At 64.6% G+C, this 17,320-nt stretch carries 12 protein-coding genes; all 12 read left to right on the plus strand.

Translation table 11 applies throughout. The features are described from left to right. Window positions 1–112: 112 nt before the first annotated feature. On the plus strand, window positions 113–1,471 hold the full coding sequence (tagH, locus tag IRZ56_RS04925) for a type VI secretion system-associated FHA domain protein TagH (RefSeq protein WP_196143899.1): 1,359 nt from the start codon (window positions 113–115) through the stop codon (window positions 1,469–1,471). Window positions 1,472–1,520: 49 nt separating this feature from the next. After that, the gene (gene tssJ, locus IRZ56_RS04930; protein WP_196143900.1) at window positions 1,521–2,018 is read left to right on the plus strand and encodes a type VI secretion system lipoprotein TssJ; all 498 of its coding nucleotides are present in this window, start codon (window positions 1,521–1,523) and stop codon (window positions 2,016–2,018) included. 15 nt (window positions 2,019–2,033) lie between these two features. After that, complete coding sequence (gene tssK, locus IRZ56_RS04935) at window positions 2,034–3,368, plus strand: type VI secretion system baseplate subunit TssK (RefSeq protein ID WP_196143901.1); 1,335 nt, start codon at window positions 2,034–2,036, stop codon at window positions 3,366–3,368. Between the two features lie 6 nt (window positions 3,369–3,374). Continuing rightward, on the plus strand, window positions 3,375–4,694 hold the full coding sequence (locus IRZ56_RS04940) for a DotU family type VI secretion system protein (protein ID WP_196143902.1): 1,320 nt from the start codon (window positions 3,375–3,377) through the stop codon (window positions 4,692–4,694). Continuing rightward, window positions 4,691–8,197 (plus strand): type VI secretion system membrane subunit TssM, encoded by a 3,507-nt coding sequence (tssM, locus tag IRZ56_RS04945; RefSeq protein ID WP_196143903.1) that lies wholly within the window; start codon window positions 4,691–4,693, stop codon window positions 8,195–8,197. The genes IRZ56_RS04940 and tssM overlap by 4 nt, the downstream gene beginning before the upstream one ends. After that, complete coding sequence (gene tagF, locus IRZ56_RS04950; protein WP_196143904.1) at window positions 8,194–8,853, plus strand: type VI secretion system-associated protein TagF; 660 nt, start codon at window positions 8,194–8,196, stop codon at window positions 8,851–8,853. Before tssM ends, tagF begins: the two co-directional genes overlap by 4 nt. Continuing rightward, entirely contained in the window at window positions 8,853–9,572 is a 720-nt protein-coding gene (locus IRZ56_RS04955; protein ID WP_196143905.1) for a PP2C family protein-serine/threonine phosphatase, read from the plus strand. The genes tagF and IRZ56_RS04955 overlap by 1 nt, the downstream gene beginning before the upstream one ends. 7 nt (window positions 9,573–9,579) lie before the next feature. Then, window positions 9,580–12,567, plus strand: a complete 2,988-nt coding sequence (locus tag IRZ56_RS04960) for a serine/threonine-protein kinase (RefSeq protein WP_196143906.1) — start codon at window positions 9,580–9,582, stop codon at window positions 12,565–12,567. Continuing rightward, the gene (locus IRZ56_RS04965; RefSeq protein WP_230390336.1) at window positions 12,567–13,283 is read left to right on the plus strand and encodes an ABC transporter ATP-binding protein; all 717 of its coding nucleotides are present in this window, start codon (window positions 12,567–12,569) and stop codon (window positions 13,281–13,283) included. Before IRZ56_RS04960 ends, IRZ56_RS04965 begins: the two co-directional genes overlap by 1 nt. After that, window positions 13,283–14,485 (plus strand): FtsX-like permease family protein, encoded by a 1,203-nt coding sequence (locus IRZ56_RS04970; protein WP_196144012.1) that lies wholly within the window; start codon window positions 13,283–13,285, stop codon window positions 14,483–14,485. Before IRZ56_RS04965 ends, IRZ56_RS04970 begins: the two co-directional genes overlap by 1 nt. Next, window positions 14,478–16,262 carry a formylglycine-generating enzyme family protein gene (locus IRZ56_RS04975; RefSeq protein WP_196143908.1) on the plus strand — a complete coding sequence of 595 codons (1,785 nt, stop codon included), beginning with the start codon at window positions 14,478–14,480 and terminating at the stop codon, window positions 16,260–16,262. The genes IRZ56_RS04970 and IRZ56_RS04975 overlap by 8 nt, the downstream gene beginning before the upstream one ends. Before the next feature lie 77 nt (window positions 16,263–16,339). Continuing rightward, a complete protein-coding gene (gene tagQ, locus IRZ56_RS04980; RefSeq protein ID WP_196143909.1) occupies window positions 16,340–17,248 on the plus strand; it encodes a type VI secretion system-associated lipoprotein TagQ in 909 nt (302 codons plus the stop codon). Window positions 17,249–17,320 lie beyond the last annotated feature (72 nt).

Here is a 17,320-nt window from a genome sequence, read left to right on the forward strand (position 1 = left end):
GGTTGGCGGTGTTTTGCCCAGTATTTAAGGGGCTTTGCCGGGCCATCGGGTCGGGCTTGTTCATTCACTCAAATGAATGGATAAGAGTTTCAGTTATACGCAAGGAGGCATGATGGCACTTTGCCTGACCATCACCAGTTACCATAAGATTACCCCGGGGCAATGCCCGGAGAAGTTACTGGAGACCGGTGCCATCACTGTAGGTCGCGCGGCAGATAATGATTGGGTACTTCCCGATCCGGAGCGCCTGGTTTCCTCGAAGCACTGTGTCATACAGTTCAAGGATGGCCGTTATTACTTGACCGACAACAGCACCAATGGCGTTGAGTTAGTGCATGCCGGTGTGCGTTTGCGTCGTGGAAACAGTGAACCGCTGATGGATGGCGAAGTTATTCGAATTGGCGATTATGAAATCCAGGCGAGGATTGATTCGGGACTGTCGGTACCCATTGCTGGCCAGGCCGAAGCGCAGAGTTTCGAGGCGTTGATGGCCAATCAGGCTGCGATGCCTGCAGCACCTATCTGCGGCGCGCCAGCGGCTTTCCTGCAGGGGGCCTCGAGCCATGACACCTTGCCTGATCTGTTCGATTTCCTGGGGCCTTCCAGTGTCCCGCCTGTCAGCCAGCCGGACCATGTCCCCGCTCAACAGCATGATTTTCGCCCGCCTGCCCCGATAGTGCCGCCTGAACCGGCTCAGGCGCCGGTTGCGCCGGGAGCGATTCCGGCCGACTGGCACCTGTTGGACAGTACCCCGGCGCCTGTGTCCCAGGCCGTGCCAGAGGCGGTGCTGGCCGCCGAGCCCGCCGTTGTGCCGCCCGCGACCGTGAAACCCGCAGTGCCGCCAGCGACACTGGAACCCGGGCCCTCTCAGGCCCCAGGCAACGATGCGTTGCTGCAGGCGTTCTTGCGAGGCGCCAGTATCGAACACCTGCGTATCGATGGCGCGGATGTCGTGGCCCAGATGGAAGCCATCGGCCGCAGCTACCGTCTGATGATCGAAGGCCTGGTCGACGTGCTGCGCGCGCGCAGTAGCTTGAAGGGCGAGTTCCGCATGCAGCAAACCACCATCGCCCCGGTGCAGAACAACCCGCTGAAATTCGCTCCCAACGCTGACGAAGCGTTGCTGTTGCTGCTACGCCATAACAGCCAGGCGTTCATGGCTCCGGACCAGGCGGTTCGCGACAGTTTCGATGACTTGCGTGCGCACCAGCTGGCGGTGATGGCGGGCGTCGAAGCCGCCATCAAGCACCTGTTGTCGCGTTTTGAGCCCGGACGGCTGGAAGAGCGTCTGGCACCCGCCGCCGGCCTGGCGAAGCTGTTCGGCGGCTCGCGTCAGGCCCATTGCTGGCAGCAGTTCACCGAGCTCTACGGGCAGATGTCCAGGGAGGCCGAGGACGACTTCCAGGACTTGTTCGGCCGAGAGTTCAGCCGCGCCTACGAGGCTCACAGCAGCCGCCTGCGACGCTCCTGAGGTACGGCCCGGAGCACAGGAAGAATACCAATACGTCATGAGGACGAGGATGAGTGCAACAAGACTGATCGCAGCCCTGGCCATCGTGCTGCTCAGTGCCTGCAGCAAGGGCGTGCCGGTCGAACCTGCGGCGATCGGCGCCGCAGTAGCGCCGGGCATTACCCTTTATTTCAGTGCTGCGGCCGGGCTCAACCCGGGCGCTACTGGCACGCCCGCCCCCGTGCGAGTGCGCATCTACGAGCTGAAGAACAGCGCTGCGTTCGTTCGCGCCGATTACTTCGCCCTGGCTGAGCGGGCCCAGGCAACGCTGGCTGCGGACCTGGTCGACCTGGACGAGGTTCTGCTCCAGCCCGGCGAACAGCTGCGTATCACCCGCCCGTTGAGCCCCGCCACGCGACAGGTCGGCCTGGTGGTCGGCTATCGCGAGATCGACCAGGCCCAATGGCGCAGTGTGCTGCCGGTGCCGCCCAACGACTATCAGATCAGCCTCGATGTGCGTGCCGTGCGCAGCGCCGTGGCCATCCCTCAACCTGAGACTGCCCGCTAGGCAATCGGAGAACCCATGTCTTGGAACAATCGCGTGGTCTGGTCGGAAGGGATGTTCATCACGACCCAACACTTCCAGCAGCACGACCGCTACCTTGAGAATTTCGTCGATGCCCGCAGCCGTCCGCTCAGCGCCGCTGCCTGGGGGTTCTCGGAGCTGTTGATCGACCAGGGGCTGCTGGCCCAGGGCAAGCTGGCGATCATCAGTGCCCGTGGCCTGTTGCCTGATGGCACGCCGTTCGATATTCCTCGCGACGACCTGCCACCAGCGCCACTGGACGTTCCCGACGACGTTCGCGACGCAGTGGTCTATCTCTGCTTGCCGCTCAAGCGTGCCGGCGCACGGGACACCGTCGATGAGGGTGAGAGGCTCGACGGTGCGCGCTATATCAGCCGTATCAGCGAAGTGCGTGACGACAACGCCCCGTTCGAGAACCGTGCGCCGCTGGCTCTGGGTAGTCGTGCCCTGCGCCTGCTGCGCGCCGAGGATGGCCTGGGCGACTACGCCGCATTGGGTGTGGTGCGTATCCGCGAGAAGCGTGCCGACCGTGCGTTGGTATTGGACGACAGCTACATTCCGCCACTGCTCGACGTCAGCGGCAACGGCGCGTTGTCCGGGTTTCGTGGCGAGCTCCTGGGGCTGTTGCACCAACGCGCAGAGGCCTTGGCGGGGCGTGTGGTGGCGTCGGCCAACGGTGGCGCCTCGGAAATCGCCGATTTCATGCTGCTGCAGCTGGTCAACCGCGCCCAGCCGCTGATCGAGCACCTGAACCAGCTCTCGCCACTGCATCCAGAGCGTCTGTACAGCGAATTGGTGGCCTTGGCGGGTGAGTTTGCCACCTTCACCCGGTATGGCCGGCGTCCGGAGAGCTTTCCGGTGTACCAGCACGATGACCTGGCCGCGACGTTCACGCCGGTGATGGCTGCGCTGCGCGAAGCCTTGTCGATGCTGATCGACAGCAAGGCGGTGGCCATTCCTATCGTCGAAAAGGCTTACGGCATCCACGTCGGCATGCTGGCCGACCGCAGCCTGCTGGACAGCGCCAGCTTCGTGCTGGTGGTGCGCGCCGACGTACCCAGCGAGACACTGCGCAGCCGCTTCGGACAGCAGAGCAAGATTGGCTCGGTGGAGCACATCCGCGATTTGGTCAACCTGCAATTGCCGGGCATCGGTCTGCTGCCGTTGCCGGTCGCCCCTCGGCAGATCCCGTTCCATGCCGGTTCCACCTATTTCGAACTCGACCGAGGTAGCGAACATTGGAAACAGCTGCAGCATTCCGGTGGCTTCGCCTTCTACATCGCCGGCGAGTTTCCCGGCCTTAACCTGGCCTTCTGGGCCATTCGAGGATAAGCCGCGATGCAACCGGACGACCCGCTGGCCAACGACCGCACTCAGTTCATGCCGCGCCCCGGTGGCCGCGGGCCACAACAGGGCACACCGGCTCAAGAGCCGCTCCAGCCTTCATTCGCGCCGCTGAATGTGCCCGCCGAACCCCTGGCCCCGGGCCAGGGCGAAGGCCTCAATCCGCTGGAACAGGCGGCCGGCCCGCTGCTCGCGCTGCTCACTCGCCTGCGCAATACCATCGCCCATCCGGCTCCGGCCAGCCTGCGTGCGCAACTTTTGGCCTACCTGCGCCAGTTCGAGGAGCGTGCCGAAGCCGGTGGCGTGCCACGCAACGAAGTGTTGCTGGCCCGCTACGCATTGTGCACCGCGCTCGACGAAGCGGTGCTCAGCACCCCCTGGGGTAGCAGCAGCGACTGGGGCAAGCAGAGCCTGTTGATCACTGTGCACAACGAAGCGTGGGGCGGCGAGAAGGTGTTCCAGCTCATGGAACATTGCCTGCAGAGCCCGCGTGAACGGCTGAACCTGCTGGAGCTGCTGTACCTGTGCATCAGCCTCGGTTTCGAAGGCCGCTACCGGGTCATGAACGGTGGTCGCGCCCAGCTCGATGCGCTGCGCGAACGCACAGCCGCGACCATTCGCAGTGCGCGGGGCGATATCGAGCGTGAGCTGTCGCCGCATTGGCGCGGAGTCACCGTGGCCCGTGACCGGCTGGCGCAGTTTGTACCGCCTTGGGTCGGCCTGGCGGTGGCGCTGGCGCTCCTGCTGCTGGTGTTGTTCGGCTTGCGCCTGAAGCTGGCTGCCGATGCCGAGCCGGTCTTTCGTGGCATCCATGCCTTGGGGGAGATTCCGGTGCAGGCCATGGACCGGCCAGTCGTGCAACCAAAGCCGGTTGAGCGACCGCGCCTGGCGCGCTTTCTGGCCGAGGACATCAGGGCTGGTCGGGTCGCCGTCGAGGATGCAGTGGACCGCTCGGTGGTGACCATCCGCGGCGATGAACTGTTCGCCTCTGCCAGCGCCAGCATCAAGAGCGACTTCCAGCCGCTGATGTTGCGCATCGCCGAGGCCGTGGCAAAGGTGAAGGGCAACGTGAAGGTCACGGGCCACAGCGACAATCAGCGCATAGCCACCCTTCGCTTCCCTTCCAACTGGGCGCTGTCACAGGCTCGCGCCGAAGAGGTCAAGGGCATCCTCGCCGCTCGCACCGGTCAGCCCGAGCGCTTCACTGCGCAGGGGCTGAGCGACACAGAGCCGCTGGCGTCGAACGACAGCGCGCAGGGCCGGGCGAAGAATCGTCGGGTTGAGATCACCGTTCTGGCGGAGGGCGTCGAGTGAAGGCGTTTTTCAATTTTGTCATTCGCTGGGTGATCCCGCTGCTGGGCCTGATCGCCCTGGGCCTGATCATCTGGTTCGTTGGCCCGTTGCTTGACGTTCTGGCACCCGCCGCAACGCGTTGGGCGCTGATCATCCTGTTGTTCGTGGCATGGGCTGCCTATCGGGTATGGCGCATCGTCCAGGCTCGCCGGCAGGCGGCCAAAGTGATGGAAGGCCTGGCTGTCGAAACCGCGCCGGACCCTGCCAGCGTGGCCACCGCCGAAGAGTTGGAAACCCTGCGCAAGCGCATGGACGAAGCCCTGGTGTTGCTGAAGAAGGCACGTCTGGGCGGGGATGAGCGGCGCAACCTGTACGAGTTGCCTTGGTATGTGATCATCGGCCCTCCCGGCTCGGGAAAGACCACCGCGCTGGTCAACTCAGGCCTGCATTTCCCGCTTGCCGCGCAGATGGGCGAGGGCGCCGTACGCGGGGTTGGTGGTACGCGTAACTGCGATTGGTGGTTCACCGACCAGGCCGTGTTGCTCGATACGGCCGGACGCTACACCACCCAAGACAGCCACGCACAGGTCGACAAGTCGGCCTGGCTGGGCTTTCTCGACCTGCTCAAGACCCAACGCCCGCGCCGCCCGATCGACGGCGCGTTCATCGCCATCAGCCTTTCGGACCTGCTGCTGGGCAGCGATGCCGAGCGTGCTGCCCATGCGGTGGCGATCCGCACACGGATACAAGAGCTGTACACCCACCTGGGCGTACGTTTTCCGATCTATCTGATGCTGACCAAGCTCGACCTGGTGCCGGGTTTCATGGAGTTCTTCGACAACCTGAGCAAGGAAGAGCGCGCGCAGGTGTGGGGCATGACCTTCCCGTTGGATGATGGGCAGCAGGGCGACGGCCCGCTGGCACAGTTCATCAACGAGTTCGGCCTGCTCGAACAACGCCTCAACCAGCGTCTGGTCGAGCGTCTGCAGCAAGAGCGCGACCCGGCGCGACGAGATCTGGTCTACGGCTTCGTCCAGCAGTTCGCCGCGTTGCGCGGTAACCTCAAGACCTTCCTCGATGGCGTTTTCAGACCCAATGCCTTCGAAGAGCGCGCGCTGCTGCGAGGTGTGTACTTCACCAGTGGTACCCAGGAAGGCAGCCCGATCGACCGATTGATCGGCAGCATGGCCCAGAGCATGGGCCTGGACCGTGCGCACCTGGCACGGCAGAACGGCACCGGTCGTAGCTACTTCATCGAGAAACTGTTCAGCGCCGTGGCCTTCGTCGAGCGGGGGCTGGTGGGCAACAATCCGAAAGTCGAAAAGCGGCGCAAATGGATCACCCGTGGCGCTCTGGCCCTGAGCGTAGCCCTGGTGCTGGTGGTCGGCACGCTATGGACGCTGAGCTACCGGGCCAACCAGCAGTACATCGCCGAAGTCGACAGCCGCCTCAAGCCTTTGGGCAGGAGTGTGCAGGAGCTGAGCCCGGCCCAGCGCAACGTGGTCGATGTACTGCCGCTACTCAATGCCGTACGCCGCCTGACCGACGACCCGCCTGGTTGGGCCGAGGGCCTGGGGTTGTACCAGGGCGATATGCTCGACGGTGAGGCGAGCAGTGTGTATCGCAAGCTGCTGATCGCCATTTTCGCTCCGCGGCTGGTTACCCGCATCGAAGAGCAACTGTATGCGGGCGGTCCTTCCGATTACCTCTACGAAGGGCTGAAGGCGTACCTGATGTTGGCCGATGGCGAACACTACGACCCGGACTTCATTACCGCCTGGATCTCCCTCGACTGGGAGCGTCACCTGCCGCGCGACATGGCCCCGGACCTGCGTCAGTCACTGGAGCAACACCTGGCGGCACTGTTCGAAAAGCGCCCGCCCAACGCGCGCCTCGACCAGCGCCTGATAGACGACACCCGCCGCCAGTTGCAGCAGCTGCCGGTGGCCCAGCGTGTCTACGATCGGGTCAAGCGCCAGAAGTTGCCGGCCGGGGTCGACGATTTCCGTATCAGCGATGGGGCTGGCCGTGATGCGGCATTGGTGTTCCGGCTCAAGAGCGGCAAACCGTTGAACGACACGCTGCCGGGTATCTTCACTGTCGAGGGTTACCGTAAGGCCTTCCTCGCCGCCAGCGTCGCTCACAGCGCGACCTTGGCCGAAGAGCGCTGGGTGCTCGGTCGCGAACCGGGTGAGTCGGGGGATGCCAAGCGCTTGGCCGATGACGTCCTGCAACTGTATTACCAGGACTACATCCGTAATTGGGATGCGCTGCTGGCCGACCTTGATTTCGTGCCGATCACCAGCGTCGGCCAGGCCGCCGATGTGTTGCGCGTACTGTCTGGGGCGACTTCGCCGATGAAGAAACTGCTCCAGGCGGTGGCGAAGGAAACCAACCTGCAGCAGCCCACTACCCTCGACAAAGTCCAGGGCAAGGTCGAGCAGGCTGGCGTCGACCAGTTGCGCCAGCGCCTCGACGGTCTGCTTGGCGATGCGCCACCGAGCAGCGACAGCCTGGCGGCTCGCGAGGTCGACCCGGTAACGGCGCACTTCGCCGAACTCGCCGCGCTGGTGGAAACCGGCGAGGGCCAGCCGGCCGCCATCGATGGCTTGCTTACCGACCTCAATGCCCTCTACGTGCAGGTGAGCGCCATGGTGGGCGCCAGCGGCGATTCGTTGCTGGGAGAGGCAAAGAACCAGGTCCAGGCCGCCGCTCAGCGTGTATCGCTCGCTGCCGCACGCCAGCCCAAAGTGGTGCAGGGTCTGGTGGGTTCGGTGGTCGGCTCGACCAACAATATCGTCATGGGTGGCGTACGCAACCAGCTCAACGCAGCCTGGACCAGTGAGGTCGTCAAGGTCTACCGCCAGTCGCTCAGTGGTCGCTACCCGATGGTCGCTGGTAGTGCGCGGGATGCCACTCTGGAAGATTTCGGTCAGTTCTTCGGCGTTGGCGGGGTGATGGACAACTACTTCCGCAAGTACCTGCAGCCATACGTCAACATGTCCAGCACGCCTTGGAGCTGGCAGCCGGGTGCGGCGCAGAAGCTGGGGATCAATGCCAACGTGCTGTACACCTTCCAGCGTGCGGCGACCATCCGTGATGCATTCTTCCGCAACACCAGCGGCTTGCAACCCGGCGTACGCTTCGAGCTCAAGCCGGTGGCGATGGATGCATCCATTACCCAGTTCCTGCTCGACCTGGATGGCCAACAGGTCAGCTACGACCATGGTCCGAGCCGCCCGGTGGCCTTGCAGTGGCCGAACCCGAACAGCATCGGTGTGGTACGCCTGTCGATTTCACCGCCATCGCCTACCGGTCGTTCCGGGCTGACGCTCGAAGGGCCATGGGCCTGGTTCCGCTTGCTCGACCAGTCCGACCTGGTGGCCGGGAGCACACCCGAGCGCTTCAGCTTGCGCCTGCGTGTGGACGGTGTGAGTGTCTCCTACGAGCTGCGTGCCAGCAGCGCCTTCAACCCGTTCCGCAGCCGAGTGGTCAGCGGTTTCAGCCTGCCGGAGCATCTGTGAACGACGTGGGGTTTTACGGAAAGCTGGCAAGCCGCGGTGACTTCGTCAGTCGCGCCTTGCCGCAGAGTTTCATCCAGCCCTGGGACCAATGGCTGGCGGCGGGGCTCCAGTCCAGCCAGCAGCATTTGGGCGACAGTTGGCTCGAGGCCTACCTGGTCAGCCCGTTGTGGCGCTTTGCGTTGGCGCCAGGGCTATGTGGACCGCAAGCGGCAGTCGGGGTGCTGATGCCGAGCATCGACCGGGTCGGGCGGTATTTTCCATTGACGGTGGCCCAGGTGCTGGAGCCTGGCCAGCCGTTGGCGACGGCAGTGGCCGGAGGCGAGGAGTGGTTCGAGCAGGTGGAAACAGCATTATTGGCGACGCTTGAGCCAGGTGCAGTGCTTGAGGACTTCGAAGCGGCTTTGCAGCCGTTTCGCGACGCCTGGCCACTCCCGCAGGCTGCGCCGGCCCGGCTGACGGTCGGCGGCCTGCAGCGGTTGGATGCGACTACGCCGCAAGGGCGTGCCTTGGCCCTGGCCGAATGTGCCTGCGAAGGCATGAGTTTGTGGTGGGGCAGGGGTTCGGAACGTATCGCTCCCGGACTGATGCGCTGTGTGGGGCTTCCCCGCAGTGAGGATTTCGCCGGGTTTCTCCTGGGTAGCGAGGCATACTCTTGATGACCGCCATGCATTACACCGCGGCCAGTTACAGCCATGTCGGCATGGTGCGCAAGATCAACGAAGACGCCTGCCTGGAACTGACGGCCGATGGCTTGTGGGCAGTGGCTGACGGTATGGGTGGGCATGCGGCCGGCGACTATGTCAGCAGCCTGGCGGTCGACAGCCTGAGACAGATACGACAGGTCGAGGCGCTAGAGCAATGCGTTCAAGTGGTGCGCGATACCCTTGATCGGGTCAACCGGGCAGTCCGTGACGAGACCACGCGGCGCGGTGTGGCGATGATGGGTAGCACCGTAGTGGTGCTGGCCGCACGGGACCAGCAGGCCATTGGGCTATGGGCCGGCGACAGCCGCCTGTACCGCTTGCGCGAAGGGCGTATCGAGCGCCTGTCCCACGACCATAGCTATGTCCAGGAACTGCAGGACAGCGGCCTGCTCAGCGAGGCCGAGGCCCGCGTGCATCCGCGAGGCAACATCGTCACCCGCGCCATCGGTGTTCAAGACCAACTCGAGTTGCAGGCTGTCACGTTGCACGTGCAGCGCGGCGATACCTACCTGTTGTGCAGCGATGGGCTGAACAAGACCGCCGAGGATCACGAGATCGCCGATGTGCTCGGCCACGCCGATCCCTACCAGGTGGTACGCAGCCTGGTGCATCTCGGCCTGACCCGGGGCGCTCCAGACAACATCACCGCCGTGGTCGTGAAGGTGAGCTGAAGACATCATGGACATGCACATCCCAGGATTCGATATCGATAGCGAGCTTGGCCAGGGCGCCATGGCCAGTGTGTACCTGGCGACCCAGCGTTCCCTGGAGCGCAAGGTAGCACTCAAGGTGATGGCTGCGAGCCTGGCTGCCGACCCTACCTTTTGCGAGCGGTTCCTGCGTGAAGGGCGCACCCTGGCTCGGCTGTCGCACCCGCACATCGCCACCATCCACGACATCGGCAATGTCGGCGAGTTGTACTACATGGCCATGGAGTACCTGCCCAGCGGCACGCTCAAGGAGCGCATCGCCGCCGGCCTGGCACCGGAGCAAGGGCTGCTGTACGTCCGCCAGATCGCCCAGGCGCTGGGCTATGCCCATGCCCAAGGCTTGGTGCACCGCGACGTCAAGCCTGCCAACATCCTGTTCCGCGCCGATGGCACCGCAGTGCTTTCGGACTTCGGCATCGCCAAGTCATTGGATGACCGCACCCAGTTCACGCAGGCTGGTTTTGCCGTGGGTACGCCCAGCTACATGAGCCCGGAGCAAGCCCGTGGCCTGGAGATCGATGGCCGTGCCGACCTTTACGCGCTTGGTGTGGTGCTCTACGAGATTCTTGTCGGCAAGCTGCCCTACAGTGGTAACGATGCGCTGTCCACGGCCTTGGCCCACCTCACCGAGCCATTGCCGGAGCTGCCCATCGAACATGGCCGCTATCAGGATATCCTGCGCGGGCTGCTGGCCAAGGACCCTGGCGAGCGTTTTGCCGATGCTGCGGCGCTGCTCGCCGCCCTCGATCGTCTGCCGGCACAGGATGCCGACAGTACGTTGGTTCGCCCGCTTTCGCCTGGCCCCATGGCCGACAAGGGTGGACGTGACCTCGGAGGGCTGACCCCGGTTTCCATCGAGATCCCGCAAACGCCACCTTCGCATCGACAGCCGACGCCATCCCCTGCGCCGGTTGTCGCCACACCGAAAAAGAAACCCGCCGTGGCCTTGCTCGCGGTGGCTATCGCGGCAGCCGTTGGCCTGGGCGGCGCGGGTTACTGGTGGCTACACGGTGGTGACGCCCCCGTGCCTGATGCCCCGGTGGCGCAGCAGCCTGTGTCGGACGCCTCCCAGGCTGGCACCCCTGCGGCTGTAGTCGTCGATGATCAACGCCCCTTGCTGATGCCCGGCAAGAAGACCTTGTTCCAGCGCGTACTCAGCAAACCAGGTGCACGTCTGTTCGATGCGCCCGGTGGTAAGGCGCACGACAGCCTGCCGGCCTTCAGCGTGCTCTACGTCTACCAGCGCAAGGATGCGCAGGGGCAGACCTGGTTGCAGGTCGGGGCCGCCAGTGACGGTCAGCGCGACGGCTGGTTACAGGCCAGCCAGGCCAGTGACTGGAAGCAGAGCCTGGTGCTCAAGTTCACCGAGCGCTCTGGACGTTCGCCTGTGATGTTCATGCGCCAGCCCGAGGATGTGCAGCAGTTGCTCGACGACAGCCGCCTGGCCCGCGCTGAACTGCTCAAAGCGCAGACCGCACCGGACCAGGTGCCTCAGGTGATGGCTCTGGAACCGACCGACAGTGCCGTGCCTCAGACGCAGTTCTACCTGATGCCGATCTTCGATTACCGTGAAAGCTTCGACGCCGAAGGGCAACCGGTGCAATTGCTCAACATCGCCTCGATCGACCCGGGTGGCAGCGCCGCAGCGCCCGACGCCGCAGGTGTGGCGACAGCTGATGACAAGGCGTTTCGCACTGCCGTGGTCCTGGTGGTGGATACTTCGGTATCCATGCAGCCCTATATCGACCGCGTACGCCAGGTGGTCAGCGAACTGCAGCAGCAGTTAGCCGCGCGGGGCGAGCTGGATAACGTCAGCTTTGGCTTGGTGGGGTTCCGCAACAATACCAGGCGCACCCCAGGGCTGGATTACCTGAGCCGTACCCTGGTGACGCTGGAGGAAGGCCGCGACCCGGCACGCTTTCTCAAGGCGGCGTCGCAGGTCAAGGCCACTACGGTGTCCAGCCACTCCTTCAACGAAGACGCCTTTGCCGGCGTCATGCAGGCTGTCGAGGGCATGGATTGGTCGGGCTATGGTGGCCGTCTGATCTTGTTGGTCAGCGACGCAGGGGCGCTGCGCAAGAGCGACCCGTACAGCAGCACCCAGATGAACGAAGCGGAGGTCCGCCAGGCGGCCCTGAGCAAGCAGATCAAGATCTATGCCCTGCACTTGCGCACGCCAGCCGGGGTGAAGAACCATGGCTCGGCCGAGCAGCAGTACCGGGTGCTCACCGCCGACAGCAACCCACGTATCGGCGACCTTTACGTCTCGGTGCCGGGCGGTGACGTGACGCTGTTCGGCGAGCGCGTGAGGGAGATCGGCTCGACTTTCGCCGAGTTGGTCCATCAGGTCCGCAACAAGCAGCCGCAGCCTGCGCCATTACTGACCTCGGCTTCGACCTTGGCGGCCAAGTCGCAGGCCATCGGATACGCCATGCATATGGACTTCCTCGGACGTCGCAGCGCCAGCCAGGCACCTCGGGTGGTAAGCGCCTGGACAGCCGATCGCGACCTGACCAACCCGGCGTTGCCGACGCTGCAGGTATGCGTGATGCTGACCAAGCTGCAGCTCAACGACCTGCAGCAATCGCTCAAGTTGATCGTCGATGCCGCACGCAAGTCCCGCAGTTCGCCAGGCGATTTCTTCAATGAGATCGCCAGCGCCAGTGCCTACATGAGCCGTGATCCGGCTGCCCTGCGCAAGGGCGCCAACCTGGCTCAGAGCGGTGTGCTGGGCGAGTACCTGGACGGTCTGCCGTACCGCAGCAAATCCCTGGGCATGACCCAGGACCTGTGGCTGTCGCTCTCCGTCGCCGAGCAGGAGGACTTCATCGACGAGTTGGAGTCGAAGATCCGCTTGTACGAAACCTTCCACAACGACATGGCCAACTGGGTGCGCTTCGGTAATGCCGAGCCGGGCGATGCTCTGTACCGTGTCCCGCTGTCGACCCTGCCGTGATGGTCCATCTGCAGGGAGTGCACAAGACGCGCGGGCAGGGGGCCCAGCGTTACAGTCTGGAGATCGAGCGGCTGCAGGTGGCGATGGGCGAGTGCTTGGCCCTGGTCGGCCCCAGTGGTTGTGGCAAGAGCACGTTGCTCGACCTGCTGGGCCTGGTGTTGGCGCCGGATAAAGCCGAATGCTTCAGCCTGGGCGTCGAAGGAAGCGACCAGGACATTGCCGGGCTCTGGCGCCAGCGTCGCCTCGACCGCCTGGCAACCCTGCGCAGCCGACACCTGGGCTATGTGTTGCAGGCTGGCGGCCTGCTCGGTTTCTTGAGCGTGCGTGGCAACATCAGCCTGCCGCGTCGTTTGCTGGGCCTGGACGACGACGGTAGCGTCGAGCGCCTGGCCACGGCGTTGGATATCCATGAACAACTGGGCAAGCGTCCGGCGGCGTTGTCGCTCGGCCAGCGTCAGCGGGTCAGTTGTGCCCGTGCGCTGGCCCACGGGCCGGCTCTGTTGTTGGCCGACGAGCCCACGGCGGCATTGGACCCGGTCAATGCCGAGCGCGTCATGCACCTGCTGTTGCGCCAGGCCCAGGCGCACCGCGTCACCTGCGTCGTTGCCAGCCATGACGAGGCCTTGGTGCGCAACGCGGGCCTGGTCGTTTTGCGCATGGCTTGTCGCCGCGATGCAGACGGCGGCGTCACCGCGACCCTGGAGCGGTCGGCATGATACGCCCCTTGCTGATCGCCGGGTTGGCCTGGCAGGACTACCGCAACGATGCGCGGCTGTCGGCCTGCGGTGTGCTGGCGCTGGTGGCGGTGATCGCGCCATTGCTGGTGCTGTTCGGCCTCAAGTTCGGCCTGGTCGGCAGCCTCACCGAGCGTTTGCAGCGCGACCCCGGTGTGCGCGAGATCATTCCCATGGGCGGTGGGCGCTTCGATACGGCTTTTGTCACCGCCCTGGCCAACCGAGCGGATGTGGCGTTCGCGATCCCACGCCCTCGCCAGATCGCCGCTACCGCCGAATTGTTGTCGCCAGCCAAGGGGCGTTTAGTGACGGTTGAAATGCTGCCCACTGCCGATGGCGATCCATTGCTGCAAGGCGTAGTGCAGCCGACCGGCTTGCAGGAGGTGGTGCTCAGCTTCACCGCCGCGGAAAAACTGGGCGTGAAGACGGGCGATACCCTGGTGGCCAGCTTCGGTCGTCAGCAGGCAGGCGAGCTGCAGAGGCGCCAGGCCCCCGTGCGGGTGGTAGCCGTATTGCCATTGGCGGCGTTCGAGCGGGATGGCCTGTTCGCCCCGCTGGCTTTGTTGATGGCCGCCGAAGACTATCGCGATGGCCGCGCCGTGCCGGCCCTGGGCTGGCACGGGGAGGCCGCGGGTGACCCGGCCCTGCGGGTGTACCCGGCGTTTCGCCTGTATGCCCGGACGCTCGCGGATGTCGAGCCGCTGCGCCGGCTGTTCGCCGAACGTAAGTTGCTGGTGTCGACCCAGGCCGCGCAGATCGCCCAAGTGCAATCCTTGAGCCGCAACCTGGACCTGGTGTTCTGGATCATCGCTGCCCTGGCCATCGCCGGTGCGGTCGCTGCCACTGCCGCTGGCGCGCTGGCTGCGGTGGAGCGCAAGCGGCGCGAGTTGGCAGTGTTGCGCCTGCTGGGCTTCGGCACCGCCGCGCTGCTGGCGTTCGTGGTGCTCCAGGCTTTGTACAGCGGTGTTTTGGCAGCCGGCCTGGCGGCGTTGCTGTACCTAGTGGCCGAACACGGCTTGAACCGTCTTTTCACGCAGGGGCCAGGCGAATACGCCAGTCACCTGCTGCCCATGCACTATCTGATCGCGCTGTTGGCCGTCCTCTTGGCGAGCTCCGTCGCTGCCATCCTGGGTGGCTGGCGAGCGGCGCGGATCGAAACCTGTGAAGGAATCCGTGATGTCTGAATGTCGTCTACGGGCCGCCGCCCTGGTCGTTGCCGCCCTGACGCTGGTCGCTTGCGCACAGGCCGAGGACGATGACAAAGCCAAGACCAAGGCCCCAGCCGAGGCCGGCAACAAGGCTGCGCCCGTTTCCACCAGCAAGTTGGACAACCCCAAGCCTTTGAGCGATGACGTCAGCCTGCCGCTGCCCTGTGGCGGTGAGATGGTGTTCCGCCATGTCTATGTGCTGGCCCAAGGCAGCCTGGATGATCGCGAGGTCAGTTTGGGCTATCCGTTCAGTGAGGGCGAGGCCGGCTACAAGCAGTCGTTCATCTCCGGTTACCGGCGTGACTTCATCAATGGCCAGTTCAGCCAGGCGGACCTGGCGCCATCCTGGCAGAAGCTGGTTGGGCCAAGCCTGCCCGTGATCGAGGCGGGCAGCCCGCTCAAGCCGATGATGTATTTCATCGGCAAGTACGAGGTTACCGAGCGCCAGTACAAGCAGGTCATGGCCCAAGCCCAATCGTTGGCCAGCGGTCAGGCGGCCACTGCCTGCGAGCCAGTGACCGAAGCGTCGGGCCGCCTGCCCAAGGTCAAGCTGTCGCGTTTCGAAGCGGAGCGTTTCGCCGCGGTCTACAGCGCCTGGCTGATGAAGCATCACCGCGACCTGCTACCGGTAAGTGGCCGCGGCAGCAAGCCCGAGGAAGGAGGGGTCGGCTTCGTGCGTCTGCCTACCGAAGTGGAGTGGGAGTTCGCTGCCCGTGGCGGTTCGCTCGTCAGTCGCCAGGAACTGGAAGGGCGGTTGTTCCCGCGTAAGGTCCAGGGCAGCGACAGCGAAGGGCCCCTGGCCGATTGGGCGGTGTTCAATCAGGTCGCCGGGGGCACCGGGCAGGCTGCGCGGCTGATGCCGATCGGTACCCGCCAACCGAACCCGCTGGGGCTGTTCGATGTGATCGGCAACGCCGCGGAAATGGTCCAGGAGTCGTTCCAACTGGTTCATGCCGGCCGGCGCCAAGGCGCTTACGGCGGTTTCGTGGTCAAGGGTGGTAACTACCTCGAAGGCGAAGGCACGCTGTTCACCGGCATGCGCCGGGAGTACCCCCTGTTTGGCGCCGATGGCACCGAGCAGCGCAACGAGACCACGGGGTTCCGGGTGGCCATCGGTGCCCTGTCGGCGCCACGCTCGCGTTATCAGGAATTGTTCGAGCAGTGGCAGAAGGAGGGCCGCCTGGCCAGCCTGACCGACGCCATCGACGACGCCCAGGATCCCACCAAGCGCCTGGACGGCATTATCGCGACTTCAGCCGACCCGCGCCTGCAAGCCGAGCTGGGCTTGGTCAACGAAGAGCTCAAGCGCAATGTCTCGCTGATTGCCCGGCAACGTGAGGAAGCGGCCGGGAACCTGATCCAGTCCGCAGCCCTGGTGGCCGAGACCATCAATAACTACAACATTCGCCTGACCAATCTGCAGAAAACCCAGCGCCAGGCCCAGACCTCGGGCGACCAGGCCAGCGCACGCCTGTTTGCGGCTGCCATCGCCAACGGCCGCAGCGCCCTGGATGGCGCCGTGGCGATCTACATCGACAACCTGGCCAGCGGGACGCGCTACACCGATGCGGTGATCCAGGCGCAGTTCCAGCGCGTGAAGGAAGAGCTCAATCGCAAACCGGTCCTGGGCAAGAGCCTGGTGACCCGCGCCACCTTGTTCGTCCGCCACGTCGGGGAGTATCGCCAGAACCGGCGAGCCGACCCGGCGACGATCCTCAAGGAGCTGCTCGCATCGGCAGCGCCGAGACCCTGAAGTACCTGAACCAAGAAAGGAATCCCGGGCTGGCATGACGCTGCCCGGGCGTGTTCAAACCAAGAGAGAACCTGACCATGCTTTTCACACGCAAGCTGATCTCCACCTCCCACACCCGCACCGCTCTGTTGCTGGCCGCAGGCTTCAGCAGCGTTCTGCTGACCGGATGCGCCAGCTCGCCAGTCTCCAGGATCGGCGCCAGCACCAAGGTCGAGTACTACCCTAGCTGCTACGAGCCCGTGCAGCACCTGCGTGCCACCGACTCCAACATGACCCGCTCGGTGGCCACCGGCGCACTGCTCGGCGCAGTCGGCGGCGCCCTGACCGGTGCGTTGGTCGATGGTGACAACCGCGGTCGCAACGCTGCCATCGGCGCCGCTGGCGGTGCCCTGGTGGGTGGTGCTGCGGGCTACTACACCGAGCGCCAGAAGCAGATCAGTGACGACAAGCAGCGCATCGCCTCCTACGCCACCGATATCGACAAGAGCGCGGCGGACATGGACCGCACCACGGCCTACGCCAAAGCCTCGCAAAGCTGCTACCAGCGTGAGTTCGCCAACCTGTTGGACGGTCGCAAGGCGGGTCGCATCAACGACACCGAAGGGCGCAAGCGCCTGGCCGAGATCGTCTCGGGCCTGCAGGAATCGAACAACCTGATCACTGCGGTCAACGGTCGTCTGGGAGAGAACCTGGACAACTACACCCAGGCCTACGAGCAGGATCTCAAGCAGGTCGGCGTACCACGTTCGGACGTGACCGTAGTGGCGCAGGCCGAGACAGCGAAGACCTCCGGCTCCAAGACCAAGTCGCGGAAGCTGCCGGCGGTACCGAAGGAAGCCGTGAGCACCGAGAAGACTCTGCAGAATGCCACCACCAAGAAGACCGAGGCCCAACAAGTGGCCAAGGCCGGTGTAGACCAGGTCAACAATATGTGCCGCAACCCAGACATGGGTGACTGGGCGCCGGTACCTTGCCCGAACGTGTGAGGTTGAAGCGGGGGGCGTCTAGCGCCCCTATCGCGACACAGCGTCATCCGTATATGAGTAAGGACACCACCC

The organism is Pseudomonas guariconensis, assembly GCF_015680235.1.
In the GTDB taxonomy this organism is placed as follows: Bacteria; Pseudomonadota; Gammaproteobacteria; order Pseudomonadales; family Pseudomonadaceae; genus Aquipseudomonas; species Aquipseudomonas guariconensis_A.